A 26,417-nucleotide genomic window follows, 5' to 3' on the forward strand; every position below is an offset into this window, starting at 1 on the left:
TCCTCCTTGTCTTAACCTACAACCAGATTAAGCAGTTTGCCAGGGACGTAGATTACTTTACGCACAGTAACCCCATCCAGGTATTTAGCCACCAGGTGCTCTTGACCAGCGCGTTCGCGAACTTGCTGTTCAGTGGCATCGGCAGGCACAGTAATTCTGCCACGCACTTTACCATTAACCTGTACGACTACTAATTTAGAGTCTTCGACCATCGCCTGTTCATCAGCAATTGGCCATGGTGCGGTGTCGATATCACCTTCACCACCGAGAGCTTGCCACAAACTGAAGCAAACGTGCGGGGTGAATGGATAAAGCATACGTACCACTGCCAGTAATGCTTCTTGCAGCAGAGCACGATCTTGCTCAGTTTCCTGAGGTGCACGGCCCAGCTTGTTCATCAACTCCATCACCGCAGCGATGGCGGTGTTGAAGGTTTGACGGCGGCCCACGTCATCAGTGACTTTGGCAATCGTTTTGTGCAGATCACGACGCAGTGATTTTTGCTCTTCTGTCAGGCTGGCAATATCCAGCGGCGCAGTTGCACCTTTGGCAGTGCTTTCAAACACCAGACGCCAGACACGTTTTAAGAAGCGGTTAGCCCCTTCAACGCCAGACTCCTGCCATTCCAACGTCATTTCTGCCGGCGATGCAAACATCATAAACAGGCGCACAGTATCGGCACCGTATTTTTCTACCATAACTTGCGGGTCGATACCGTTGTTTTTCGATTTCGACATTTTGCTCATACCGGCATACACCAGTTCATGGCCTTGCGCGTCGGTCGCTTTAACAATCCGCCCTTTCTCATCACGCTCGACAATAGCATCAGCCGGTGAAACCCAGATACGTTCACCGCTGGTACCGGTGTAGTAGAAGGCGTCAGCCAATACCATGCCTTGGCACAACAGGCGTTTGGCTGGTTCGTCGGAGTTCACCAGACCGGCATCACGCAGTAGTTTGTGGAAGAAACGGAAGTACATCAGGTGCATGATGGCGTGTTCAATACCGCCTACATACTGATCAACGGGCAGCCAGTAGTTGGCGGCGGCAGGGTCCAGCATGCCTTCGTCAAATTGTGGGCAGGTGTAGCGTGCGTAATACCAAGATGATTCCATAAAGGTATCGAAAGTATCAGTTTCACGCAGGCCCGGCATCCCGTTAACGGTGGTTTTCGCCCACTCAGGATTAGCCTTGATCGGGCTGGTAATACCGTCCATTACAACATCTTCTGGCAGGATAACCGGCAGTTGGTCTTCTGGTGTTGGCACGACGGTGCCATCTTCCAATGTCACCATTGGGATAGGCGCACCCCAATAACGCTGACGTGATACACCCCAATCGCGCAGGCGATAATTCACTTTACGCTGGCCAACACCGAGAGCCACCAGTTTGTCAGCAATGGCATTAAAGCCCGCTTCATAATCCAGACCGTCGAACTCGCCGGAGTTGAACAGGGTGCCTTTTTCGGTCATGGCTTCCTGACTCAAATCAGGCTCGCTACCGTCAGCGGCTAAAATAACGGGCTTGATTGGCAGGTGGTATTTGGTGGCAAATTCCCAGTCACGGGCATCGTGGCCTGGAACCGCCATTACCGCGCCAGTACCGTAATCCATCAAGACAAAGTTAGCGGCCCAGATAGCCAGCTTCTCACCTGTCAGTGGATGGATGGCGTATAGGCCGGTCGCCATGCCTTTTTTCTCCATCGTTGCCATTTCAGCTTCGGCAACTTTGGTATTGCGACATTCAGCCACAAAATCAGCCAGCGCCGGGTTGGTGGCAGCCGCTTGCAGTGACAGTGGGTGACCGGCAGCAACCGCTACATAGGTCACACCCATAAAGGTGTCTGGGCGGGTGGTATAAACTGACAGTTTTTCTTCGCTATCTTGCACGTCGAAAACGATATCAACCCCTTCGGAGCGGCCAATCCAGTTGCGTTGCATGGTTTTCACCTGCTCCGGCCAGCTTTCCAGAGTGTCCAGATCATTAAGCAACTGATCAGCGTAATCGGTGATTTTAATAAACCACTGCGGGATCTCTTTGCGTTCAACCTTGGTATCACAACGCCAACAGCAGCCGTCGATCACCTGTTCGTTGGCTAACACGGTCATATCTTGTGGACACCAGTTAACCGCAGAGGTCTTTTTGTAGACCATGCCTTTTTCATACAACTTGGTGAAGAACCACTGTTCCCAACGGTAATAGTCAGGTTTACAGGTGGCAATCTCGCGATCCCAGTCGTAACCGAAGCCCAGTAGTTTCAACTGGTTCTTCATATATTCGATGTTGTCGTAAGTCCATGGGGCCGGTGCGGTGTTATTTTTAACTGCTGCACCTTCTGCCGGCAGGCCAAACGCATCCCAGCCAATCGGCTGTAGGACGTTCTTGCCCAGCATACGTTGGTAGCGTGAGATAACATCACCAATGGTGTAGTTACGAACGTGCCCCATATGTAGGCGTCCTGAAGGGTATGGCAGCATAGATAGGCAGTAATATTTTTCTTTGCTGGTATCTTCAGTGACTTTAAATGTTTGCTTCTCTTGCCAGTGAAGCTGTACTTGCGTTTCGATATCTTCTGGGCGGTATTGCTCTTGCATGGCGGCCAGTGGTCCTATAGTGAAAAACAGCTACGCCTGTAGCATCATCTGTTTCATATCATAAAGAGAGATCCGCATAGCATAGCTGATAAGCGGCAGGCGCAACAACACTCAGCATCCCGCAGAACGGTTTTTCTGCGCGGTGAATGGCAGAAATCATCAAAGTGAGGGAGTAACAACCTTATGATGACGTGACTTCAGTCATTTACGGCTAAAATAATAAACGTTAGCTTTAATATCAGAGTAAGTACCAGCAGACAACAGCAGCGGGGCAACCATAAGCAGGCGAGAGATTGGCTCTATCACTATTTTCTTTGTAACAACCTTTGCTGTACCACAATCGCGGATCGAGGAGACAGTATGAACAAGGTAGCTCAATATTATCGTGAGTTGGTGGCATCACTGACTGAACGCTTGAAAAATGGTGAACGTGATATCGATAAGCTGGTGGAAAGCGCCGAGCAGCGGTTAGACGCAGTAGAAGAGTTGAGCCGGAGTGAGGTTGAGCAAATCATTCAGGCGGTGCGCCGCGATCTGGAGGAGTTTGCCCGTAGTTATGAAGAGAGTAAGGACGAATTCACTGATAGTGTATTTATGCGGGTGATTAAAGAGAGCCTGTGGCAGGAGCTGGCGGATATCACTGACAAAACACAGCTAGAGTGGCGTGAAGTATTTAAAGATGTCAGCCACCATGGGGTGTATCACAGTGGTGAGGTGGTTGGATTAGGGAATCTGGTGTGTGAAAAGTGCCACCATCACCTGGCTTTCTATACCCCTGAAGTGTTGCCGCTCTGCCCTAAGTGTGGGCATGATCAATTTAACCGCCGGCCATTCCAGCCCTAACATTAATTTGGGCTAAAAGAGACACTCCGCAGTGGCGGAGTGTCATTCGATTATTCGCTGTAGCGGGCAACCCGTTCAACCAGCAAATCAATAAATCCTTTCCTGTCGATACCCATCAACACTTCTGCATTAGGCACATTATCTGTGAGCTGGTAATAATCGACCACCGTCATGCCTTGGGTGTATTCACCACGCGTTTCGATGCCGACCCAGCGTTCAATGCTAGTGAATAACTCGGGGGCTAATAACCAGGCAATGGTGCAAGGGTCATGTAGCGGGGCACCTTGAAAACCCCAGCGTTCCTGGCGGTGATACAGCATGAAGAAGTCCAGTAAGTCTGCTACCACGTCGGCGACCGGATTATTCAACTGACGAATGCGATCGATATCTTCATCCATCACTTGTGCCTGATGGGTCACATCCAACCCGGCCATAGTAATCGGAATACCTGATTTAAATACCCGATCAGCGGCCTCAGGGTCGACAAAAATATTAAATTCAGCAGCGGCGGTCCAGTTTCCTAGCATCACGGCCCCCCCCATGATGACGATACGCTCTATTTTGGCCGTCAGAGCGCCATGACCGGCCAGCAGCAAGGCAATGTTAGTCAATGGACCTGTCGCCACAAGGGTCACCGGATGAGGGCTGGCACGCAATATTCTCGCCATTAGCTCCACCGCATTGTCAGTTTGCGGGGCAAAATCTGGATCCGGTAATGAGGGGCCATCTAACCCGCTTTCACCGTGAACATTGTCGGCAATAATCAATTCGCGCAGTAATGGTTTGAGTGCGCCGCCTGCCACCGGAATATCCTGACGCTTGAGCAGTGTCAGAATGCGCAGGGCATTACGCAAAGTTTTGTCGGGAGTTTGGTTACCGGCACAAGTGGTAACCGCTGCTACGTTGAGTTCGGGGGAGGCCAACGCCAGAATCAATGCAATAGCATCGTCATGGCCGGGATCGCAATCAATGATAATAGAGCGGGGCATCACTTTTCCTCTTGTTAGTCACAGTGTTAACCAGAGGATGCGCACAAAAAAACGGATAAGCAATCACGCAGGGCGTAAAAAGAGAACAGGCGCAAATTCCTCCCCTACGGATGCAGGGGAGGCAATATGATTAATGCAGGATTTTTGCCAGGAAGTCTTTGGCGCGATCTGATTTAGGATTATTAAAGAAATCATCTTTGTTGCTGTCTTCGACGATTTTCCCTTCATCCATAAAAATAACGCGGTTAGCCACTTTGCGGGCGAAGCCCATTTCGTGGGTAACTACCATCATGGTCATCCCTTCCAATGCCAGTTTGACCATCACGTCCAACACTTCGTTGATCATTTCCGGGTCAAGTGCGGAGGTGGGTTCATCAAACAGCATGGCAATGGGGTCCATGCAGAGTGCACGGGCAATTGCCACGCGCTGCTGCTGGCCACCCGATAACTGAGAAGGAAATTTATCTGCATGGGTAGAAAGGCCCACGCGATCTAACAGTTTCAACCCCTTTTCACGCGCTTCTGCTTTATCACGTTTGAGTACTTTGATTTGCGCCAGCGTCAGATTTTCAATGATAGACAGGTGTGGGAACAGCTCGAAATGTTGGAACACCATGCCCACTTTGGAACGCAGTTGGGCCAGATTGGTACCTTTATCATTCACACCAATACCATTAACTGTAATGCTGCCTTTTTGAATAGGTTCCAGCCCATTAACAGTTTTGATTAAGGTTGATTTGCCTGAGCCTGAAGGACCACAGACCACCACAACCTCACCTTTTTTAACTTCGGTGGTGCAGTCAGCCAGCACCTGAAAGTGGCCGTACCACTTAGAAACATTTTTCAGGGAAATCATCAAACAGTCCTTTTCTTCAAATAGTTAACCAGCATCGACGCGGCAATACTGATAACGAAATAAACCAAACCGGCAAACAGCACCATTTCGACCTGAGTACCGTCCCGCTCGCCAATGGTGGTGGCGGTGCGGAAGAAATCGGCCAGGCTAAGGACATACACCAGTGAAGTATCCTGAAATAACACTATCCCCTGAGTTAACAGGAGCGGCACCATTGCGCGGAAAGCCTGGGGCAGGATAACCAGCCGCATTGACTGCCCATGGGTCATGCCCAATGCCAGCGCAGCAGAGGATTGCCCACGGGAAATACTCATGATCCCGGCGCGGATAATTTCCGAGTAATAGGCCGCTTCAAACAGCGAAAAGGCTACCATGGCTGAGATTAACCGAATATCAGTTTTTGGTGATAAGCCCAGCACATTTTGTAATAAGCTCGGGACAACCAAATAAAACCACAGCAGCACCATCACCAACGGAATAGAGCGGAACACGTTGACATAGGCAGTTGCAAACCAACTGATGGCTTTAATCGGCGACAAGCGCATGACCGCCAGAACTGTCCCCCAGATAATGCCAAATACGATAGCGGTAATGGTTATCTTGGCGGTGACCACTAACCCTTGCAGCAGATAGGGCATGCTGGGGGCGATAGAACTCCAATCAAATTCGTACATTATTTACTCCCCAGATTGCCGGGTAACTGCACTTTCTTCTCAACTAATCGCATCAACAGCATGATCACGGCGTTGATCAGTACATAACCAAGAGTGATGGCGGTGAAGGACTCATAGGCGTGAGCTGAATAATCCAGCAATTTACCTGCTTGAGCGGCCATATCGACCAATCCGATTGTTGAAGCAATGGCGGAGTTTTTTACCAGGTTGAGCATTTCTGAGGTCATCGGGGGAATGATCACCCGATAAGCATTGGGCAGTAACACATAGCGATAGGTTTGTGGCAGGGTCAACCCCATAGCCAAACCCGCTGCTTTCTGGCCTCGAGGCAGTGACTGAATCCCGGCACGGACTTGTTCACAAACACGTGCTGCGGTAAATAAGCCAAGGCAAAGCATCGATGAAAGAAAGAACTGTATATTCGGGTCAAGTTCACTTTTAAACCACATGCCAATATCAACTGGCAACAGTTCAGGTACCACCAGATACCAGGTAAAGAATTGCACAATCAAGGGTACGTTACGAAACAGCTCAACGTAGCAGGTCCCAATCCCTGACAGGACTCGATTGGGCACGGTTCTTAAAATACCAAACAGTGAACCGACAAAAAACGCGATCACCCAGGCGCACAGTGATAAAGCGACGGTGACTTGAAAGCCGGACCAGATCCAGCCGAGGTAGGTGGTATTGCCGAAGGGGGCAGGTTGCAAGAAGATGCCCCAGTTCCAGTCTATTGACATAACAAACTCCCTTAAAAGGATGGATAAGCCATCCTGATGACTGATGATTTAATGCGTGGCGACCTTGAGGACTCACAAAAAAATGCGGAGTGGGGAACGGCCACCCCGCATTCATTTCCTGTATCCCAATCGGCCCATCATCAATCGAATCGAGCAGGCAACCGCCCGCCCTGATTATTATTGTTAGTTCAATGCTTTATCGTTAGGTGCTTTGAACAGCGCCTTCATTTCATCAGACAGTGAGAAATTCAGGTTAAGATTTTTAGGTGGAATTGGGTTTTTGAACCAGCGATCGAATGATTTTTCAGCCACACCAGAAGTTTGTGCACTGGCAATGGTTTCATCCAATAAGGCTTTAAAGGCCGGATCATTTTTGCGCAACATACAGCCGTAAGCTTCCTGAGACTGCGGAGTACCGACGATATCCCATTGGTCTGGTTTCTTGGCTTTGGCTCGCTCACCGGCTAGCAGAGCATCATCCATCATAAAGGCCACTGCGCGGCCACTTTCCAAGGTGCGGAAAGAGTCACCGTGGTCTTTGGCGCTGATGATGCGCATATCCATTTTGTCTTTTTCATTTAGCTTATTCAGCAGGACTTCAGATGTAGTACCTGAAGTTACAACCACTGCTTTACCGGCCAAATCTTTGAAATCTTTAACTTCAGACCCTTTTTTGGTCAGTAAACGGGTACCGACGACAAAAATGGTATTACTGAACGCCGCTTGTTGCTGACGCTCCAGATTATTGGTGGTGGAACCACACTCAAAGTCAAAGGTGCCGTTTTGCAGTAGTGGAATACGGTTCTGCGAGGTGATTGGGATCAGTTTGACCTGTAAGTCTGGAGCATTAAGTTTTTTCTTAACTGCATCAATGATCAGATTAGAATAATCTTGTGCGTAACCAACAACTTTCTGCTGATTATCGTAATAAGAGAAGGGAACGGAAGATTCACGGTGACCCACTACGATAACGCCACTGTCTTTAATCTTTTTCAGAGTATCAGCCTGGGCTTCAGCTTTCGCTGCGGGTTGTGCTGCCGCTTCTTCTGCTTGGGCTACGCCACTTGCCATCCCAGCTAACAGTAGCGCTAACGCCAATTTACGCATATGCATGGTCCAACTCCTTTGCTGTTGTTTTATTACTTGATGTTGTGATGCTCAAAATACGTTGTTGCTAAATCTCGTCAGGCGAGAAATCGTTTTGTTTCGTTTCAGCGGTACAACCACCGATGTTTTGTTGGCCGGTACGTGGTTTTCGCTGTTACTTGTATCAGATTATCTTTAAAAAATAGCCAAATGTTATGCGAATGATGAATAAATGTTTGTTTTTTGGGACGCAAATCGCACCAAATAGAGGCAATAAAACAGCAATGCACTTCTATGGTGCGGGCTATGCCCTATAAACGAGCGTGTAAATAATCGTGATCCCGCATTTGAAACGCTGTGTTCCCTACTTGTTGCGGTAATCCCCGACCACGGCTAAAAGATTGGCGGGCATTGGCCGAGAGTTAACACATAATGGTTAGAAACAATGCAAGGTCTGTGCCAGTCGCGGCGAAGAGATGAGGATAATAGCTCTACAAATTGAGAGCTATAGAATACCCACGGGGAGTTGTGGGTATTAATCAGCCGCCAAACAGCGGCTTTACTGCCAGTTAGCCTAATTGCTGGTTGTTGATAGCCAAATGGGCCTTAAACACATCCAATGCTGTCGGAATGGTCTCTTTTGCGGCGTGTTTTTCTGGATTCCACAGCTTGGCAAAGGTAATCGCGCGGCCACAATGAATAAACACTTCATCAACCTCGATCACTAACACACTGCGGGCGGGGTGGCCATTTTGGCTAAAGCGCTCACACAGTTCAGGATCGACCGAAATCTTAGCTCGGCCATTCACCCGAAAACCTTCGTCCCAGTTGGGGATCAGGAACAAGATACCGATAGCGGGGTTATGCAGCAGGTTGCGGATACCATCCAGGCGGTTGTTCCCCGGGCGGTCTGGTAGCATCAGGGTTTTACTGTCCTGTACATGGATAAAACCCGGTTCCCCACCTTTGGGTGAGCAGTCGATCCCATTGGCGCCGAGGGTACCCAGTACGGCGAAGGGGGCTGCCGCGATGAGTTTTTTAGCGTAATCATCAATGTGATCTATTTGTTTCTTCAACACGGTTTCAAAGGGGGCGGCGTAGTGCTCGCTGAGTTGTGCTTCGCTGGTGAGGATAAATTCAGGCTTCAGTGACATAAGGCTCTCAAGATTAACGGGCATGCAGATAACATGCCCACATATTATGTTATTTGTTATCAGAACGATTACGGATCGCGCGGTACAGCGTGAGGGCGCCAAGCACCAGCGTGATAATCCACATCGGCCATGAACCCAAACGGGCATAGGGGGTGACGCCCGTTGTTGGTGTAACTTTGGCCTCTAACACCTGTTGGGTAAATTGCGGGATCTGGGCGAGCACTTCACCGCTCGGGCCAACCACCGCAGTGATACCGTTATTGGTACTACGCAGCAGAGGGCGACCCAATTCAAGCGCGCGCATCCGTGCCATCTGGAAATGTTGCCATGGCCCAATTGAGTGGCCGAACCAGGCATCATTCGAGACGGTCAGCAGGAAATTAGTATCAGGATTGAAATTATCCCGTACCTGCTGGCCTAACACGATTTCATAACAAATAGCCGCAGTCAGGTTATATCCTGCCACCTTGAGCGATGGTTGCACATAACTGCCACGGCTGAACGTTGACATCGGTAGGTCAAACAGCGGTGCCAGCGGACGCAGTAAGGATTCTAGCGGCACAAATTCACCAAATGGGACCAGATGGTGTTTGCTGTAACGGTTTCGGCTCGGATATTGATACGGTTCTTTATCGCCTAAGACGATGACGCTATTAAAGAAATGATACCCTTGACCTTCAGGCCGGCGCTGGGCATCGACAATCCCCGTGATCAAGCTGCTATGATTGGCTCGCATCAGATCATCAACCATTGTCAGGAAGCCGGTTTGATCGGTTTCAATATCAGGAATGGCAGATTCCGGCCAGATGATGATCGGCGCTTTGCCCATAAATGGGCGAGTTTCATCCAGATAGACTTGCAGGGTCGAAAGCAGGACTTTAGGGTCCCACTTCATGGACTGAGCAATGTTACCTTGCACCATGGCGATATTGACAGCGCGTTCCGGCTCTGGCGTGAACCAATGCACTTGGCGCAGTGGCCATGGTAACAATAACAGTGCCATCGCCACTATTGCCGCAGTCACCCGGCGCTGATAGCAGGCGTAGACCAGTAATCCACTGATTGCCATCAGTACAAAGGTGATGCCATCAACCCCGAGTATTGGGGCAATCCCACGCAGCGGGCCATTAATCTGGCTGTAGCCAAATTGCAGCCACGGGAAGCCGGTCAACACCCAGCCGCGTAAGAATTCTGTCAGTTGCCATACAACCGGTGCGGCAATCGCTAGCCGCCACCATGTCGCTTTTGGGCAGAGACGCGCTAACACACCGGCAAATAGCAGGGTGTAGAGCGATAGGTAGGCCGCCAGTAGTACCACCAGGAAAATATTGATTGCCGTTGGCATTCCGCCGAACTCGGAAATACTGACATAGACCCAGTTAATACCGCTACCAAATAGCCCCATTCCCCAACAAAAGCCAATAAAGGCGGACTGTCGGGTATTACGGTTCAGGGTTAGACTGAGTAAGCCAAACAGTGAAACAATGGCTGCCGGCCAGTAATCAAACGGTGAATAGGCCAGCGTACCGCAGGCACCAAAAAATAGCGCCAGTAGGGCGCGAACCCACTGGCGTTGAAGATATGAAGCAATAGGCATCAAGGATTTATTCTTCCAGTTTGGGTTGCGGAGCATCATCCGGGATTTTTACATGAACCTGAATGATACGTCGGCTATCCGCCATGGCAACTTTAAATAAGTAACCTTCAATTTCAATGGTTTCACCCCGGGCAGGTAAATGGCCAAATGCCTGCATTACCAAGCCACCAATGGTGTCAACCTCATCGTCGCTGAAATGGGTATTGAACACTTCATTGAAATCTTCAATTTGCGTCAGCGCACGAATGGTATAGGTATGCTTGCTGAGTTGACGCACATCTCTGTCTTCTTCATCGTCATACTCATCTTCTATTTCGCCAACGATCAGCTCAAGAATATCTTCAATGGTCACCAGCCCTGAAACGCCACCAAACTCATCAATGACAATGGCCATGTGGTAGCGCTGGGAACGGAACTCCTTCAGCATCCGATCGACACGCTTACTTTCTGGCACTACAACCGCCGTCCGTAACACTTTATCAATACTAAATGGCTCGGAGTCGGTGCGCATAAACGGCAACAAATCCTTGGCCATCAGGATACCTTCGATGTGATCTTTATCTTCGCTAATCACCGGAAAGCGGGAGTGAGCAGATTCAATAATCACATCCAAACACTCATCCAGCGTTTGGTTACGCTTTAATGTGACCATTTGAGAACGGGGGATCATGATGTCCCGCACGCGCTGCTCGGCAATATCCATCACGCCTTCCAGCATGTCACGGGTATCGGGATCGATCAGATCGTTTTGTTCAGAATCACGGATAAGCTCTACCAAATCACCACGGTTTTTAGGTTCACCGTGAAATAACTGGTTAAGGATAAGAGTAAAGAACCCTTTCTTGGGACTGGGGCTATCGTTGTTTTGTGAGTGGTCGTCGCTCATGGCGTTTTAGTTAAGTTTACTCATGTTATACCCTTGTATCTGATGCCGTAGGGGCTAGCGAGGTTTGCTTGCCGCCTACCTGCAATTCCAATAACGTTGGGTAAAGATTATATTTTATCGGCAGCAGTAGACTCACACCGCCGACAGTTTTCCCCGACTAACAGGGCATTATAACACCCGATATGATGGGTTTATTCGGGGTCTTTCTCCGAAATATACGGATCTGGATAACCCAGACTTTGCATAATTTCAGTTTCGATTGACTCCATTTCTTCTGCTTCATCGTCCACGATGTGGTCATACCCTAGCAGATGGAGACTGCCGTGAACAACCATATGCGCCCAATGAGCTAATAGTGCTTTTTCTTGCTCGATAGCTTCTTGTTCAACCACCTGACGGCAAATGATTAAATCACCCAATAGTGGCAGTTCAATTTCAGGTGGGGCCTCAAAAGGAAAAGACAAGACATTGGTCGGTTTATCTTTACCGCGATAGGTTAGATTCAGCTCATGGCTTTCAGCTTCATCAACCAACCGAATGGTCACTTCTGCCACGTCTTGAAACTGCGGTAATACCGCCTCCAGCCAACGCTGAAAGTCAGCTTCGGCAGGTAAACCCTGGCTATCGGCGCAGGCAATTTGTAAATCGAGTATAACTTGGCTCACGGAGCCTCCTGCTCAGACGGGGTATGGTTTTCCCGCTTACGTTGTTCGGCAATAGTCTCTTTGCGTTTTTGTTCCGCCGCTTCCCAGGCCTCATAGGCAATAACCACACGGGCCACCACGGGGTGACGCACTACATCTTCGCTATGGAAGAAGTTAAAGCTCAGCTCTTCTACCTCAGACAGCACTTCAATGGCATGACTTAAGCCAGATTTTTGGTGGCGCGGTAAGTCGGTTTGCGTCACATCACCGGTAATAACTGCCTTGGAGTTAAAGCCCATACGGGTGAGAAACATCTTCATCTGTTCGATGGTGGTGTTCTGGCTCTCATCCAGAATGATAAAGGCATCATTGAGTGTCCGGCCCCGCATATATGCCAGCGGTGCCACTTCAATCACGTTACGTTCGATCAATTTTTCAACGCGCTCAAAGCCAAGCATTTCAAACAGTGCATCATAAAGTGGGCGCAGGTATGGATCGACTTTCTGACTCAGGTCCCCGGGCAGGAAACCCAATTTTTCGCCCGCTTCAACGGCCGGGCGGGTCAGTAAGATACGGCGCACATTCTGGCGTTCCAGAGCATCAACTGCCGCGGCTACCGCCAGATAGGTTTTACCGGTCCCGGCAGGACCAATCCCAAAGGTAATATCGTGATCAAGAATATTGGCGATGTATTGCGCCTGATTGGGGGTACGCGGTTTAACCATGCCGCGCTTGGTACGGATATTCACGGCTTTTCCGTAATCGGGCACGCTCTGTGCCGTTTGCTCCAATACATGACTCTCTTTCACCGCAAGGTGGATATCTTCCGGGGATATCTCTGGGGTAACACCCCGAATGGGGGCGGTGTCAACATACAGATGGCGCAGGATATCTGCCGCTGCAACAACGCAGATATTCTTACCGACTAACTTGAAACGGTTGTCTCGGCGATTAATTTCAATACCTAACCGGCGCTCCAACTGCTTGATGTTGTCATCAAAAGGGCCGCACAGACTCAACAAACGCTGATTGTCGGTGGGCTCTAGCAAGATTTCTTGTGTCACTACGTGCAAACTATTTCTCTGAGTCACTGTGTTCCTCTGGATATATCATTCACGGATATTATTTGTCTGATACCCGATTATACCTTTCGTACTGGAAATGGCCTTGGGCATATAACGTCAATCATACATGTCATTTAAGAATTATTCATGGTGCATGGTGCTGACGCAAGTTTACTTATCAATCCGTGCTTTCACGCTCTATTCAAGTAGCGACCCTCTGGAGGTGCAACTTAAAAAGTACGAATCTGCGCAGCAGCCCACTAAAATAAAACAGGCACTGACAATGCAGCGCCTGCTAATGCGAGTCAACTCGAACAACTATGGTCAGGGTTGATACAGCCCCACGCCAATCTCATTTTCTTTTCGGGTCCGCGCAATGACCGATTGTGGCGATTCATGAACCCGTAGCGCCATCTGGTCTTCGGTTCGCTGCAAAATACCGCGCAGTGAACTGGCATAAACGTCTACAATTTCGACATCAACGAATTTGCCAATCATCTCTGGTGTACCTTCAAAATTCACCACCCGGTTATTTTCGGTACGCCCAGCCAGCTCCATCGCACTTTTACGGGAGGGGCCTTCTACCAGAATACGTTGCACACTGCCAACCATCTCGCGGCTGATTTCCATGGCCTGCTGAGTGATACGCTGTTGCAAAATATGCAGTCGCTGTTTTTTCTCCTCTTCACTGACATCGTCTGGTAGCTCTGCCGCGGGTGTGCCAGGGCGTGGAGAGTAAATAAAGCTGTAACTGGTATCGAAATGAATCTCCGCGACCAGCTTGATGGTTTGTGCAAAATCCTGCTGAGTTTCACCAGGGAAACCGATAATAAAATCGGAACTTATCTGGATATCTGGCCGCGCCTGCCGCAGTTTGCGGATGATAGCTTTGTACTCCAGTGCGGTGTGGGCGCGTTTCATCATGGTTAAAATTCGGTCGGAACCACTTTGCACTGGCAGATGCAGAAAACTCACCAGTTCTGGCGTATCGCGATAAACATCGATGATATCGTCGGTAAACTCGATCGGATGGCTGGTGGTAAAGCGAATGCGATCGATACCGTCAATGGCGGCAACCAGTCGCAATAACTCGGCAAAACTACAGATATCGCCGTCATAGGTGGCACCGCGATAGGCATTGACATTCTGGCCGAGCAGATTCACTTCCCGCACCCCTTGGGACGCTAACTGTGCAATTTCAAACAGAATATCGTCACTTGGGCGGCTGATCTCTTCGCCACGAGTGTAAGGCACCACGCAGAAGGTACAATATTTATTGCATCCTTCCATGATAGACACGAACGCGGTCGGGCCTTCAGCACGCGGCTCTGGCAGCCGATCAAACTTTTCAATCTCAGGGAAGCTGATATCTACCACCGAACTGTGCGTGCCTTGGACGTGGTTAATCATTTCTGGCAGGCGATGCAGGGTTTGCGGCCCGAAAATGACATCAACACAGGGCGCGCGTTGGCGCAGATGTTCGCCTTCCTGTGATGCTACACATCCACCGACACCAATAATCAGATTGGGATTCTTTTCTTTCAGGAGCTTCCAATGGCCCAGCAGGCTGAACACTTTTTCTTGTGCTTTTTCGCGAATTGAACAGGTATTCAGTAGCAGTAAATCGGCTTCTTCCGGGATCTCTGTCAACTGGTAGCCATGGGTGCTGGCCAGCAAATCTGCCATTTTAGATGAATCATATTCATTCATCTGGCAGCCCCAGGTTTTAATATGCAGTTTTTTCGTCATGGCTTATCTACCATCAAAAATTCATCATAAATGTCACATCGCGCGGTGCGGTGATCCATGTGTTCGCCAGGCGCAAAGGCTCACTAGTTGCGGGGTATTGTAGTCATTTGCAGTTGCGATGACCACCGCAGTTCGGCTTAGTTATTCTGTGGGGTGATGAAAAATCCGGTACACTGAGGGCAGATAAAGTATGGATGTTATTTTAACTTTTAAAGAATGGCCAAAATGAATAAATCGCAACCAAATTATGATGTTGTGGTGGTGGGGGGCGGTATGGTCGGTGCTGCTGCCGCGCTTGGGCTGGCACAAACAGGCTTGTCAGTCGCGTTACTCGAGCATGAAGCACCCACCCCGTTTGATGCCAGCAGTGCCCCCGATTTACGGGTTTCCGCTATCGGCTGCACTTCGGTATCGTTGCTGAAACAGCTCGGTGTCTGGCCGCAGGTACAGCAGATGCGTTATGCACCTTATCGTCGGTTGGAGACCTGGGAGCAGCCCGGTTCACAGGTGGTGTTTGATGCCGCCTCGCTCTCTTTGCCTGAGCTGGGGTTTATGGTTGAGAACCGGATTTTGCAGTTGGCATTATGGCAACAGATAGCGGAGTGCCCCAATTTAACGTTGCTGTGCCCGTCACGGCTGCAAACTATGGTTAGAGTAGATGAGTGCTGGCAAATCACGTTAGACGCTCAGCAACAGATACAGGGCCGTTTAGTGATAGGTGCTGATGGTGCCAACTCTCTGGTACGACGGTTAGCCGGTATCGGCACCAATGGCTGGCAGTATCGCCAGTCTTGCATGTTAATTACGGTAGAGACGGATACAGCTCAGCAAGACACCACCTGGCAGCAGTTTTTCCCAACGGGGCCGCGTGCTTTCTTACCGCTATTTGGCCAGTGGGCATCATTGGTCTGGTACGACAGCCCGCAGCGTATTCGTCAGCTTCAGGCGCTGCCGATGGCACAGTTGAATCAGGAAATTGCCAAGGCTTTCCCATCACGTTTGGGGGCTGTCAAAGCGATTGCTGCTGGCTCTTTCCCGCTAGTGCGTCGCCATGCACAACGTTATGTACAGCCGGGATTGGTCTTACTCGGGGATGCAGCCCATACCATTAATCCACTGGCCGGGCAGGGGGTGAATCTGGGATATCGCGATGTCGATGCGCTGTTGGAGGTGCTAAATCAAGCGCGTGAACGGGCAGAACCGTGGCACAGCGAGCGGGTATTACTGCGTTATCAACGCCGCCGCCGCACTGATAATCTGATTATGCAAAGTGGTATGGATGTGTTTTACACCACATTCAGCAATGATCTGCCACCGGTGAAATTCGTACGGAATCTGGCGTTGATAGCCGCTCAGCGCGCGGGCAAATTGAAAGAACATGCGTTGAGATATGCATTGGGGCTGTAGGGGGGATCTGTTTTTTTTTGAGTTCAATAGTTAATATTTGGGACAGTTCGGAGCTGGTTTCGGTTGAAATTCGATCTGTTCTCTTTGCGGGCTTTGTCGCCTCAACCATCAATCGAAACCTAATCCAACCTGGACTTGAGACATCGGACTCAATAAGAGGGAATATAGTGAAATCCCAGAATGCAAAAAGCCCGCCGAAGCGAGCTTTTCTAAATTTGGCTGGGGTACGAGGATTCGAACCTCGGAATGCTGGAATCAGAATCCAGTGCCTTACCGCTTGGCGATACCCCAAAAGATGGTGGCTACGACGGGAATCGAACCTGTGACCCCAGCATTATGAGTGCTGTGCTCTAACCAGCTGAGCTACGTAGCCATCTTTAAATCTTTAATCTTGAGAAGTTGTATGGCTGGGATACCAGGATTCGAACCTGGGAATGCCAGGATCAAAACCTGGTGCCTTACCGCTTGGCGATATCCCAACTGAAATACAATTCTTTTTTATATGACAACTCTCTTGCCTTACAGCTATCCATCCAAAAAAAAGATGGCTGGGATACCAGGATTCGAACCTGGGAATGCCAGGATCAAAACCTGGTGCCTTACCGCTTGGCGATATCCCATCCGCTGTGACAAACCGATGAACGAATAATGGTGCGGGAGGCGAGACTTGAACTCGCACACCTTGCGGCGCTAGAACCTAAATCTAGTGCGTCTACCAATTTCGCCACTCCCGCAAAAAAGATGGTGGCTACGACGGGAATCGAACCTGTGACCCCAGCATTATGAGTGCTGTGCTCTAACCAGCTGAGCTACGTAGCCATCTTTTTCCGCATTACCTTCATCGGCGTTGCGGGGCGCATTATGCGTATATGGCCGAATTGCGTCAACTAATTTTTTCCCAAAAAAGCGCTGAAAGGGTTCGTTTGTGTGGCTTGTGAACAGTCTGGTGATTAAAGCAGCACTTATGGTGATTAATTGTTGAATTTGCCAGCAAAAAACAAGGCTACCCTAGGGCAGCCTTGAGATTGGACAGTCAATATAGGCAGACCATCACATTCAATTATTTATAAGCGTCCTGATGCACGCCAACCGCACGGCCGGAAGGGTCATCCATACTTTTGAATGATTCATCCCACTCGATGGCTTTTGCTGATGAACAGGCGACTGATGGGCCACCAGGGACACATTCAGCGGCACTTGGCAGCGGGAACAGCTCTTCAAAAATTTCGCGATACAAGTAACCTTCTTTTGACGATGGCGTGTTGTATGGGAAACGGAAGTGGGCAGTTTCCATCTGTTGATCAGTGACTTGCTCTGCGGCTTTCTCTTTTAGTGTGTCAATCCAGCTATAGCCGACACCATCAGAGAATTGTTCTTTCTGACGCCATGCAACGCTGTGTGGTAGGTAAGATTCAAAACATTCACGCAGGACATGTTTTTCCATTTTGCCATTACCACACATTTTGTCCTGCGGATTGATACGCATCGCAACATCGAGGAAGTTCTTATCCAGGAAGGGGACGCGGGCCTCAACACCCCAGGCAGACATCGCTTTGTTGGCACGCGCACAGTCATACATGTGCAGGGCCAGCAATTTACGCACAGTCTCTTCATGCAATTCTTTCGCATTTGGTGCTTTGTGGAAGTAGAGGTAGCCGCCGAACACTTCGTCAGACCCTTCGCCAGATAGCACCATCTTGATCCCCATCGCTTTGATTTTACGCGACATCAGATACATTGGTGTTGAGGCGCGGATGGTGGTGACATCATAGGTTTCAATGTGATAAATCACATCACGGATAGCATCCAAACCTTCTTGCACGGTGAAATGAATTTCATGGTGCACGGTACCTAAATGGTTGGCGACTTCTTTCGCAGCACGTAAATCCGGTGAGCCAATCAGACCTACTGCAAAGGAGTGCAGTTGTGGCCACCAGGCTTCACTGCGCTCATCGTCTTCGACACGACGGGCGGCAAATTTTTTGGTGATAGCAGAGATAACGGAAGAGTCCAGACCGCCGGACAGCAATACACCGTAAGGCACGTCAGACATCAAGTGGCTTTTTACCGCTTCTTCTAACGCGTTAGCCAACTGAACTTTGTCAGTTACATTGTCTTTGACGTTGTCGAAATCAAACCAATCGCGATGATAGTATTCGCGAATCTCACCCTCTTTACTCCACAGATAGCTGCCCGCTGGGAACTCTTTAATGGTGCGGCACACCGGTACTAATGCTTTCATCTCTGAAGCAACAAACATGTTGCCGTTTTCATCATGGCCCATATACAGCGGGATAATCCCCAAATGGTCACGGCCAATCAGATAGGCATCTTTTTCTGTATCGTACAGGACGAAAGCGAACATACCTTGCAGGTCATCAAGGAATTCTGGGCCTTTTTCCTGATACAACGCCAGAATCACTTCACAATCTGAGCCGGTTTGAAACGCGTAACGGTCACCATATTGCTGACGTAATGCCTGATGATTATAGATTTCACCGTTAACGGCCAGAATATGCGTGTGGGCCGCATTAAACAGGGGCTGGGCTCCGGTATTGACGTCAACGATAGACAAACGTTCATGGGCGAGAATGGCTTTATCATTTGCCCACACACCAGACCAATCCGGGCCACGATGGCGCATTAAACGTGACATTTCCAGCGCTTTTTTACGTAACTCAATGGGGTCGGTTTTAAGGTCGAGGACCCCGAAAATAGAACACATAATAATCTCCCTAACTTCTCTGCTTTGGCGGTGATGATGTTGAATTTGAGTCGTTCATCGCTGGATCTGTTTTTTCACACTTGCTTATGAGTGATGCAAGTTATGCCCCATGACGATGCAGTCATCCAAATTATTTCTAAACTAGATGTGAGAAATACATGCAATTTATACGCCAATTCACAGCGCTATTATTTTGGTGCAATGGTTGGTACGGCAATGGGTACCTATACCCAAAGCACTTGACGTTGCAGGCAGGCAGCCAGCGAGTCAGTCCCGATGAGCTTAACTCAGCCAAGTGATTCGGGTGAGTGAACCCAGCTAACACCCCAGCAGCTTCAAGGACGAAGGCTATAAAAGAAAATGCGCCAAAATAGGGCGTAATGGCAAGAAACTTTGGTGCACTGCACTAAAAAAAGGCATAGCGCTAAAGGAGGAGGGGGCAAAAAAGAGAGTGGCGGCCATGACATGACCGCCAATAGAGATTAGATAATATTGATATCAACCACGGAAGAGAAAACGTAGTTCGGGCGAAATGGCATGGCTTCAATATCTGTTAGCGTTGAAACACCGGACAGGACCAAAATCGTTTTCAACCCAGCCTGGAAACCGGCCAGAATATCGGTACGTAGGTTATCACCGACAATCACCGTGCTTTCTGAATGGGCATGCATTTTATTCAGCGCCGCGCGAATGATCCACGGGCTGGGCTTGCCCACATAAAACGGCTTGCGACCGGAGATTTTCTCAATAGGTGCGCACAATGCGCCACACGCCGGAGCAAACCCGTGCCCGTGGCTATCGGGGTTGGTGGCAATAAAACGCGCACCATTGGCGACAAAATAGGCGGCTTTATGCATCATGTCCCAGTTGTAGGACCGGGTTTCACCGACAATCACAAAGTCAGGATTGATATCGGTGATAGTAAAGCCAGCTTTATAGAGTTCGTGTACTAATGCACCTTCACCCACAACATAGGCTTTTTTACCTTCCTGATTGCGCAGGAAGTCGGCAGTGGCCATCGCCGAGGTATAAAAGGCGCTTTCTGGTACGTCCAACCCAGCAGAACTGAAGCGGTTAGCCAGATCCTGCGCGGTTTGTGACGGATAGTTGGTCAGAATAACCAGCGGCATTCCGGCATTTTGGATCCGGGCCAGAAAGTCGTTAGCGCCCGGTATCGCTTTATTATCATGTAACAACACACCATCGATATCGCAAATAACGCTTTTAATTGTCATGGTTAAACCCAAATTAATTGGAGTTACAGTTAGGCAGCAAATGAGTGCATCCCGATGCGCTGACGCTGGTCAGTATTCGGGTCAGTGAGAGCAGCAGCCTCAAGTCAGAAGGGTATTATATTACTCATTTTTGCACGGCAATGGTCCACTATAACATGACCGATAAGGCGTTTACCCCTGCCGTTGCCTTATTTGCATCTACGCGTTAGCTTTCCAGCAGGCGTTGCAATAATACACCGTTCAACATGGCGCGCTTAGCCAGAGCAAAAGCACCAATTGCAGACTGATGATCAAGCTGCGACGTCACGATAGGCAGATTCAGGCGGAAGTTTTTCAATACTTGTGTATTGATGCAACTCTGAATGGCTGGCAGTAGGATTTTATCGGCTTCAATGATTTCACCCGCAATAACGACTTTTTGCGGATTAAATAAGTTGATGGCGATAGAAATGGCTTTGCCCAGATAGCGGCCCACGTGTTCAATCACTTCGCTTGCCAGCAAGTCACCCCGGTTAGCCGCTTTGCAGATAGCGCCGATATGACAATCATCCAACGTTAATTTGCTTGGGTAGCCCTGAGCGAGCAGGTGGCGCACTCGATTTTCAATGGCGGCATTGGAGGCAACCGTTTCCAGGCAGCCAAAATTGCCGCAATAACAGCGTTCACCCAATGGGTCAATCTGGATATGGCCGATTTCACCCACGTTACCGTTACTGCCCAAGAATATCTGGCTGTTAACGATAATACCCGCACCGGTACCACGGTGCAGACGAACCAATATGGAGTCTTCACAGTCACGAGTTGCACCAAAGTAGTGCTCCGCCAGCGCCAAACTGCGAATATCGTGGCCAACAAAACTGGTGACATTAAAACGATTTTGCAGATTTTCGACTAATGGCCAGTTGCTGACACTGATATGGGGCATATAGCGCACGATACCTTTGTGCGGTTCAACCAGACCTGGGAGGATAACCGCAATGGCAATCAGCTCACGCAATTTGCGCTGATAGGCTTCAATAAACTGGCTGATAATAGTAAACAGCGCGTGTTCCAGCGTTTCTTGCGTGCGTTCAGGTAGCGAATAATGTTCTTCACCCAGTGATTTACCGCTCATATCAAACAGGGTAATAGTTGCATCATGGCGGCCCAGACGCACCGCAATGGTATGGAACTGGCGGTTTTCTGTCACTATAGATATAGCACGGCGACCGCCGGTAGAGGCTTGCTGATCAACTTCCTTGATAAGCCCCCGTTCCAGCAGCTGACGCGTAATTTTGGTGACACTGGCGGGGGCGAGTTGGCTGAGATCGGCAATCTGAATGCGCGAGATAGGGCCTTGCTGATCAATAAGCCGGTAAACAACGGCACCATTGAGTTGTTTCACAAGATCCACATTACCAATTTGTGACTGTCCGCCGGTGCTCATCAATAAAATTACTCGCTTATTTTAAAACCTCGTTACCGTTAACGATGGTTTTAGTGATTTTATAATCGCGGGTAAAGGCAGTCAGGTTGGCCACTTTGCCGACTTCAATACTCCCTAACTGCTTATCCACGCCGATAGCGCGGGCCGCATACAGTGTCGCCATACGCAATGTTTCGTCCAGTGCGATGCCAACGTGTTCCACACTATTTTGTACCGCTTCGATCATCGTCAGTGCTGAACCGCTTAATGTGCCATTCTCATCCACACATAAACCATCGCGATAGTATATTGTTTTGCCAGCAAAAATAAATTGATCAATTTCAGCACCGGCCGGAGCGGTAGCATCAGTTACCAGTACCAGCTTGTCACCTTTCAGGCGTTTTGCGTTGCGGATATTGGCCCAGTCGACATGCAGGCCATCTGCTATCACCCCGGTGTAGATTTCCGGCGTATCAAAAATCGCTCCGATCAGGCCGGGTTCACGCCCGGTGATGTATGGCATGGCATTATACAGATGTGTCGCAAAGCGGATACCGGCCGCAAAGCCTTGGCGGGCTTGCTGATAAGTGGCATTCGAGTGACCGGCTGAAACCAGAATACCGGCTTCAGTCAACTGGCGAATGTATTTGTCATCAACCATCTCTGGTGCCAGAGTGAATTGGGTAATCACATCCGCATTTGCACACAGATAATCAATCATCTCTGCGGTTGGTTTGCGAATAAACGCTGGGTTATGTGTGCCTTTCTTGAGCGGGCTAAGATATGGCCCCTCCAGATGCAGACCCAACGCTTTATGTTGGTTTTTTTGCAGGTATGAACGCATGACATTAATGCCGTGCTTCATAAACTCATCACTACATGTGATGAGTGTTGGCAGGAAGCTGGTGCAACCAGACTTTTCATTCGCGCGCTGCATGATATCCAACGTCTCTTCGGAGATAGCTTCGAGAGAATCATTGAATTGCACGCCGCCGCAGCCATTTAACTGCACATCAATAAAACCGGGGGCCAGAATGGCGCCACCCAAATCGCGCACCTCAATATCAGCCGGAAGTTCATCGGCAGGACAGATACGTTCGATCAATCCATCAGCCACGACAACAGCATGATTATCCAGTACTTCGTGGCTGGTATAAATACGGCCGTGAGTTAAAGCGTACATCTTAGCCCCCTGATGACTGTTACAGACCTTTGATATTTTCAGCTTCCAATTCGTGGAAGTATTTTACAGTTTTAACCTTCAATTCCATAGTGGAAGGTTCATCACACACCATGATGGCTTTGGCATGCAGTTGCAGGCAACTGATGGTCCACATGTGGTTGATGCTACCTTCGACCGCAGCTTGCAAGGCTTGTGCTTTACCGTGGCCGGTGACCAGAATCATCACTTCTTCCGCATCCAGCAAGGTACCTACACCTACGGTAAGCGCATATTTCGGCACGAGGTTTGCATCACCACCAAAGAAGCGGGAGTTAGCGATGCGGGTTTCTTGCGTCAGCGTTTTGATACGGGTACGGGATGCTAAAGACGATGCCGGTTCATTAAATGCGATGTGACCGTCAACGCCCACGCCACCCATAAACAGGTTAATTTTACCGTAAGACTTAATTTTTTCTTCGTAACGACGACATTCTTCATCGATATCTGGCGCGTTGCCATTTAACAGGTTGATGTTCTCGGCTGGGATATCAACATGATCGAAGAAATTGGAGTGCATGAAGGTGTAGTAACTTTCGGGATGTTCTTGTGGCAGCCCAACATATTCATCCATGTTGAAAGTGACCACATTTTTGAAACTCACTTCACCGGCTTTGTGCATCGCAACCAAGTGCTTATACGCTTCCATCGGTGTGCCGCCAGTTGGCAGCCCCAGAACAAATGGGCGATCAGCGGTTGGTTTAAATGCGTTGATACGGCTAACGATATGACGTGCTGCCCATTTACCAACTTCTGTGGTGTTTTTCAGTGGGATAAGTCTCATCTTGCACCTCTTTGATTGCTAATAGTGGCTATACTCTACGCGGATTGAATCATTCAGCTAAGCGTAACTCAGATTTTGACTCATGCGCTGGTACAATACTTTGTTCATTTTTCGAATGATAAAATAAGTTTTGTGTTATGGCTAGTGCATTGGTGCTTTTTGACTGTTTTTTGGTGACGTTTATCACAAAATAGGGGGTTTTAATTTGCGTTACGAAATAATTTTTTTACACTCCGCAATGAGTAATACATGCCGTGAATAAATTAAAGATGTGCCATGCGTTTTTCTAAAAGGTAGTGAATCAAATAAATAAACTACTTAAAGGGTCCGATAGCGGACGAATAGGGGGAAAGGTGAATATTCTTAGTTACTTACAAAAAGTGGGCCGGGCCTTGATGGTCCCAGTGGCCACACTGCCAGCAGCCGCGATACTGATGGGCGTAGGCTATTGGATCGATCCGGTAAGCTGGGGGGGTGATAATGCACTGGCGGCATTATTTATCAAATCCGGTGCGGCGATTATCGACAACATGTCCGTGCTGTTCGCAATTGGTGTTGCTTACGGTATGTCAAAAGACAAAGACGGTGCGGCTGCACTGACCGGCTTTGTAGGTTTCCTGGTATTAACCACGCTGTGCTCGCCTGCTGCGGTGTCGATGATTCAAAAGATCCCGGTTGATCAGGTTCCGGCAGCTTTTGGTAAAATCAACAACCAGTTCGTGGGTATTCTGGTGGGTATTATCTCTGCTGAGTTGTACAACCGCTTTAGCAGCGTTGAATTGCCAAAAGCACTCTCCTTCTTCAGCGGCCGCCGTCTGGTTCCAATTCTGACGTCTTTCCTGATGATCGTGGTTGCCTTCATTCTGATGTACGTTTGGCCACTGATTTATAACGCACTGGTGACCTTCGGCGAATATATCAAAGATATGGGTTCAGTGGGGGCGGGTATCTATGCCTTCTTCAACCGCTTGCTTATCCCAGTCGGCCTGCACCATGCCCTGAACTCAGTGTTCTGGTTTGACGTTGCTGGTATTAACGATATTCCTAACTTCCTCGGTGGCCAACAATCTATCGATTCTGGTAAAGCTGTTGTGGGTATCACTGGCCGTTATCAGGCTGGCTTCTTCCCAATCATGATGTTTGGTTTACCTGGTGCGGCGTTGGCGATTTATCACTGCGCGCGTCCTGAAAATAGAGCGAAAGTGGCCGGTATCATGTTGGCGGGTGCATTTGCAGCCTTCTTCACCGGTATTACCGAACCACTTGAATTCTCCTTCATGTTTGTCGCACCCGTGCTGTACTTCTTGCACGCCGTGCTGACCGGTATTTCGGTGTTCATTGCTGCCAGCATGCATTGGATTGCCGGCTTTGGTTTCAGCGCCGGTTTAGTGGATATGGTGCTCTCTTCTCGCAACCCGTTAGCCACACAGTGGTACATGCTTATCCCACAAGGTTTGGTGTTCTTCGCCATTTACTACGTGGTGTTCCGTTTCACCATCCAGAAATTCAACTTGCTGACACCTGGGCGTGAATTGGCAGTTGAAGGCAGTGAAGAAGATGGTTATGACGTCAATGTTGATAACACCCCAGCAGTGAACGAAAGTGAAATCAACGGGCTGGCGCGTCGCTATATTGGCGCTATCGGTGGTTCAGATAACCTGACTGGCATTGATGCCTGCATCACTCGTCTGCGTCTGAACGTAAAAGATTCTGCCCAGGTTAATGACAGTGTTGCCAAACGCTTAGGTGCGTCAGGTGTCATTCGTCTGAATAAACAAAGTGTGCAAATCATTGTAGGTACCCGCGCAGAATTGATTGCTTCGGCAATGCGTACGGTGTTGGCAAGTGGTTCGGTTCCTGCCGCCAGCAGTTCTGTGGCACCAGCAGCAGCCAAGCCTCAGGCAGTTATTAACACCACTAAGACCGCTTCTCTGGTACTGGTTTCACCTATTACCGGTGATGTTGTCGCACTGGATCAAGTTCCTGATGAAGCTTTTGCCAGCAAAGCAGTCGGTGAGGGTGTTGCCATCCGTCCTACTGATAAAATGGTGGTTTCTCCGGCGAACGGGACTATCGTTAAAATCTTCAATACTGACCATGCATTCTGTCTGGAAACTGAAACCGGCGCTGAAATTGTGGTTCATATCGGGATTGATACGGTAAAACTGAACGGTCAGGGCTTTGCTCGTCTGGTCGATGAGGGAGCCACTGTCGTTGCTGGTCAACCGGTGTTGGAACTGGACTTGGCTTATCTGAACGCCAATGCGCGCTCAATGATTAGCCCGGTTGTGGTGAGCAATATTGATGATTATGCCGGTATCTCGGTATTGGCAGGCAGCTCTGTTGTTGCCGGTCAAAGCCCATTGTTTGAGATCCGTGGCAAATAATCAGCTTAAGGTTAATGGTGAAAAGGGACTGCTGTCCTGAATAACCAATTTAACTTTTAGCTGAACCAACGGGAAGAGAGCAATCTCTTCCCGTTTTTTTGTTTTATTTCCTGTAACAAACGGTTGTTTCCAAGTCGGGCTTGTTGGATTATACCTGTCATCTTTCAAGTTGCAGGTGTGTTGGCCGCTCTCATTCACCCGAATCACTTACTTGTGTAAGCTCATCGGGATGAATGAGCCTCATCCTTGAGGCTCACCCTGCGGGCTAGCATAGATGCTATTCAAATCGGTTCCCGACCGATTTGTCTCTCGTTTGCCGCCTTCCTGCATCCTTGAAATCTATTAGGTAAATATGCGGTTATATTTGTTGCGTTTGCAT

20 protein-coding genes and 6 tRNA genes are annotated in these 26,417 nt (G+C 49.1%); 3 read left to right on the forward strand and 23 right to left on the reverse strand.

Going from position 1 to position 26,417, the window contains the following annotated elements:
* Positions 1-11: 11 nt before the first annotated feature.
* Positions 12-2,594, reverse strand: a complete 2,583-nt coding sequence (gene leuS / locus V2A85_RS01220; RefSeq protein ID WP_083159665.1) for a leucine--tRNA ligase — start codon at positions 2,592-2,594, stop codon at positions 12-14.
* A gap of 360 nt (positions 2,595-2,954) precedes the next feature.
* Between leuS and V2A85_RS01225 the strand changes: the two genes are divergently transcribed.
* The gene (locus tag V2A85_RS01225; protein WP_372558329.1) at positions 2,955-3,437 is read left to right on the forward strand and encodes a zinc ribbon-containing protein; all 483 of its coding nucleotides are present in this window, start codon (positions 2,955-2,957) and stop codon (positions 3,435-3,437) included.
* A 50-nt stretch (positions 3,438-3,487) separates the two neighbouring features.
* Here V2A85_RS01225 and rihA read toward each other — a convergent pair whose 3' ends face one another.
* The 11 genes from rihA to miaB all read right to left on the reverse strand — a co-directional run bounded on the left by rihA (position 3,488) and on the right by miaB (position 14,876).
* Positions 3,488-4,426 (reverse strand): pyrimidine-specific ribonucleoside hydrolase RihA, encoded by a 939-nt coding sequence (gene rihA / locus V2A85_RS01230; RefSeq protein ID WP_372558330.1) that lies wholly within the window; start codon positions 4,424-4,426, stop codon positions 3,488-3,490.
* A gap of 130 nt (positions 4,427-4,556) precedes the next feature.
* Entirely contained in the window at positions 4,557-5,282 is a 726-nt protein-coding gene (locus V2A85_RS01235) for an amino acid ABC transporter ATP-binding protein (protein WP_025377565.1), read from the reverse strand.
* Positions 5,282-5,956 (reverse strand): glutamate/aspartate ABC transporter permease GltK, encoded by a 675-nt coding sequence (gltK, locus tag V2A85_RS01240; protein WP_032905734.1) that lies wholly within the window; start codon positions 5,954-5,956, stop codon positions 5,282-5,284. Before gltK ends, V2A85_RS01235 begins: the two co-directional genes overlap by 1 nt.
* A complete protein-coding gene (locus V2A85_RS01245) occupies positions 5,956-6,696 on the reverse strand; it encodes an amino acid ABC transporter permease (RefSeq protein WP_372558332.1) in 741 nt (246 codons plus the stop codon). The genes gltK and V2A85_RS01245 overlap by 1 nt, the downstream gene beginning before the upstream one ends.
* Positions 6,697-6,879: 183 nt before the next feature.
* Positions 6,880-7,809, reverse strand: coding sequence for an amino acid ABC transporter substrate-binding protein (locus V2A85_RS01250; RefSeq protein WP_083159659.1), 930 nt, complete (start codon positions 7,807-7,809; stop codon positions 6,880-6,882).
* A gap of 542 nt (positions 7,810-8,351) precedes the next feature.
* A complete protein-coding gene (locus V2A85_RS01255; protein WP_372558333.1) occupies positions 8,352-8,936 on the reverse strand; it encodes an MSMEG_1061 family FMN-dependent PPOX-type flavoprotein in 585 nt (194 codons plus the stop codon).
* Between the two features lie 49 nt (positions 8,937-8,985).
* Positions 8,986-10,533 carry an apolipoprotein N-acyltransferase gene (gene lnt / locus V2A85_RS01260; RefSeq protein ID WP_420070759.1) on the reverse strand — a complete coding sequence of 516 codons (1,548 nt, stop codon included), beginning with the start codon at positions 10,531-10,533 and terminating at the stop codon, positions 8,986-8,988.
* A 7-nt stretch (positions 10,534-10,540) separates the two neighbouring features.
* Positions 10,541-11,419, reverse strand: coding sequence for a CNNM family magnesium/cobalt transport protein CorC (corC, locus tag V2A85_RS01265; RefSeq protein ID WP_083159653.1), 879 nt, complete (start codon positions 11,417-11,419; stop codon positions 10,541-10,543).
* 191 nt (positions 11,420-11,610) lie between these two features.
* On the reverse strand, positions 11,611-12,084 hold the full coding sequence (gene ybeY, locus V2A85_RS01270) for an rRNA maturation RNase YbeY (protein WP_083159651.1): 474 nt from the start codon (positions 12,082-12,084) through the stop codon (positions 11,611-11,613).
* Complete coding sequence (locus V2A85_RS01275; protein ID WP_193784699.1) at positions 12,081-13,154, reverse strand: PhoH family protein; 1,074 nt, start codon at positions 13,152-13,154, stop codon at positions 12,081-12,083. Before V2A85_RS01275 ends, ybeY begins: the two co-directional genes overlap by 4 nt.
* Positions 13,155-13,451: 297 nt before the next feature.
* Positions 13,452-14,876, reverse strand: a complete 1,425-nt coding sequence (miaB, locus tag V2A85_RS01280) for a tRNA (N6-isopentenyl adenosine(37)-C2)-methylthiotransferase MiaB (protein WP_420070760.1) — start codon at positions 14,874-14,876, stop codon at positions 13,452-13,454.
* A 225-nt stretch (positions 14,877-15,101) separates the two neighbouring features.
* Between miaB and ubiF the strand changes: the two genes are divergently transcribed.
* Complete coding sequence (ubiF, locus tag V2A85_RS01285; RefSeq protein ID WP_420070761.1) at positions 15,102-16,283, forward strand: 3-demethoxyubiquinol 3-hydroxylase; 1,182 nt, start codon at positions 15,102-15,104, stop codon at positions 16,281-16,283.
* A 216-nt stretch (positions 16,284-16,499) separates the two neighbouring features.
* Here the strand turns inward: ubiF and V2A85_RS01290 are convergent.
* The 11 genes from V2A85_RS01290 to nagB all read right to left on the reverse strand — a co-directional run bounded on the left by V2A85_RS01290 (position 16,500) and on the right by nagB (position 23,651).
* Positions 16,500-16,574: transfer RNA gene (locus tag V2A85_RS01290), tRNA-Gln, on the reverse strand.
* 5 nt (positions 16,575-16,579) lie between these two features.
* Positions 16,580-16,656 (reverse strand) — tRNA-Met (locus tag V2A85_RS01295).
* Between the two features lie 31 nt (positions 16,657-16,687).
* Positions 16,688-16,762, reverse strand: a tRNA-Gln gene (locus V2A85_RS01300).
* Positions 16,763-16,828: 66 nt separating this feature from the next.
* Positions 16,829-16,903: transfer RNA gene (locus tag V2A85_RS01305), tRNA-Gln, on the reverse strand.
* A 29-nt stretch (positions 16,904-16,932) separates the two neighbouring features.
* Positions 16,933-17,017: transfer RNA gene (locus V2A85_RS01310), tRNA-Leu, on the reverse strand.
* 8 nt (positions 17,018-17,025) lie between these two features.
* A tRNA-Met gene (locus V2A85_RS01315) sits at positions 17,026-17,102 on the reverse strand.
* Between the two features lie 241 nt (positions 17,103-17,343).
* Complete coding sequence (asnB, locus tag V2A85_RS01320) at positions 17,344-19,008, reverse strand: asparagine synthase B (RefSeq protein WP_005193277.1); 1,665 nt, start codon at positions 19,006-19,008, stop codon at positions 17,344-17,346.
* Between the two features lie 482 nt (positions 19,009-19,490).
* Positions 19,491-20,243 (reverse strand): HAD-IIA family hydrolase, encoded by a 753-nt coding sequence (locus tag V2A85_RS01325; RefSeq protein ID WP_032908027.1) that lies wholly within the window; start codon positions 20,241-20,243, stop codon positions 19,491-19,493.
* 205 nt (positions 20,244-20,448) lie between these two features.
* Positions 20,449-21,669 carry a DNA-binding transcriptional regulator NagC gene (gene nagC / locus V2A85_RS01330; protein ID WP_193784698.1) on the reverse strand — a complete coding sequence of 407 codons (1,221 nt, stop codon included), beginning with the start codon at positions 21,667-21,669 and terminating at the stop codon, positions 20,449-20,451.
* A gap of 16 nt (positions 21,670-21,685) precedes the next feature.
* A complete protein-coding gene (gene nagA, locus V2A85_RS01335) occupies positions 21,686-22,831 on the reverse strand; it encodes an N-acetylglucosamine-6-phosphate deacetylase (RefSeq protein ID WP_372558338.1) in 1,146 nt (381 codons plus the stop codon).
* Between the two features lie 19 nt (positions 22,832-22,850).
* Positions 22,851-23,651: a glucosamine-6-phosphate deaminase gene (gene nagB, locus V2A85_RS01340; protein ID WP_372558339.1), complete on the reverse strand. Its 801-nt coding sequence runs from the start codon at positions 23,649-23,651 to the stop codon at positions 22,851-22,853.
* A gap of 353 nt (positions 23,652-24,004) precedes the next feature.
* Between nagB and nagE the strand changes: the two genes are divergently transcribed.
* Entirely contained in the window at positions 24,005-26,038 is a 2,034-nt protein-coding gene (nagE, locus tag V2A85_RS01345) for an N-acetylglucosamine-specific PTS transporter subunit IIBC (RefSeq protein WP_372558340.1), read from the forward strand.
* Positions 26,039-26,417: the final 379 nt, after the last annotated feature.

This window comes from Yersinia sp. 1252 StPb PI, from assembly GCF_048593885.1.
Lineage (GTDB): Bacteria > Pseudomonadota > Gammaproteobacteria > Enterobacterales > Enterobacteriaceae > Yersinia > Yersinia enterocolitica_E.

What these genes read in the sequence shown, in the direction of transcription:
- leuS (WP_083159665.1), bottom strand. Translation starts at nt 2,594, where the DNA reads ATGCAAGAGCAATACCGCCCAGAAGATATCGAAACGCAAGTACAGCTT.
- V2A85_RS01225 (WP_372558329.1), top strand. Translation starts at nt 2,955, where the DNA reads ATGAACAAGGTAGCTCAATATTATCGTGAGTTGGTGGCATCACTGACT.
- rihA (WP_372558330.1), bottom strand. Translation starts at nt 4,426, where the DNA reads ATGCCCCGCTCTATTATCATTGATTGCGATCCCGGCCATGACGATGCT.
- V2A85_RS01235 (WP_025377565.1), bottom strand. Translation starts at nt 5,282, where the DNA reads ATGATTTCCCTGAAAAATGTTTCTAAGTGGTACGGCCACTTTCAGGTG.
- gltK (WP_032905734.1), bottom strand. Translation starts at nt 5,956, where the DNA reads ATGTACGAATTTGATTGGAGTTCTATCGCCCCCAGCATGCCCTATCTG.
- V2A85_RS01245 (WP_372558332.1), bottom strand. Translation starts at nt 6,696, where the DNA reads ATGTCAATAGACTGGAACTGGGGCATCTTCTTGCAACCTGCCCCCTTC.
- V2A85_RS01250 (WP_083159659.1), bottom strand. Translation starts at nt 7,809, where the DNA reads ATGCATATGCGTAAATTGGCGTTAGCGCTACTGTTAGCTGGGATGGCA.
- V2A85_RS01255 (WP_372558333.1), bottom strand. Translation starts at nt 8,936, where the DNA reads ATGTCACTGAAGCCTGAATTTATCCTCACCAGCGAAGCACAACTCAGC.
- lnt (WP_420070759.1), bottom strand. Translation starts at nt 10,533, where the DNA reads ATGCCTATTGCTTCATATCTTCAACGCCAGTGGGTTCGCGCCCTACTG.
- corC (WP_083159653.1), bottom strand. Translation starts at nt 11,419, where the DNA reads ATGAGCGACGACCACTCACAAAACAACGATAGCCCCAGTCCCAAGAAA.
- miaB (WP_420070760.1), bottom strand. Translation starts at nt 14,876, where the DNA reads ATGACGAAAAAACTGCATATTAAAACCTGGGGCTGCCAGATGAATGAA.
- ubiF (WP_420070761.1), top strand. Translation starts at nt 15,102, where the DNA reads ATGAATAAATCGCAACCAAATTATGATGTTGTGGTGGTGGGGGGCGGT.
- asnB (WP_005193277.1), bottom strand. Translation starts at nt 19,008, where the DNA reads ATGTGTTCTATTTTCGGGGTCCTCGACCTTAAAACCGACCCCATTGAG.
- V2A85_RS01325 (WP_032908027.1), bottom strand. Translation starts at nt 20,243, where the DNA reads ATGACAATTAAAAGCGTTATTTGCGATATCGATGGTGTGTTGTTACAT.
- nagC (WP_193784698.1), bottom strand. Translation starts at nt 21,669, where the DNA reads ATGAGCACCGGCGGACAGTCACAAATTGGTAATGTGGATCTTGTGAAA.
- nagA (WP_372558338.1), bottom strand. Translation starts at nt 22,831, where the DNA reads ATGTACGCTTTAACTCACGGCCGTATTTATACCAGCCACGAAGTACTG.
- nagB (WP_372558339.1), bottom strand. Translation starts at nt 23,651, where the DNA reads ATGAGACTTATCCCACTGAAAAACACCACAGAAGTTGGTAAATGGGCA.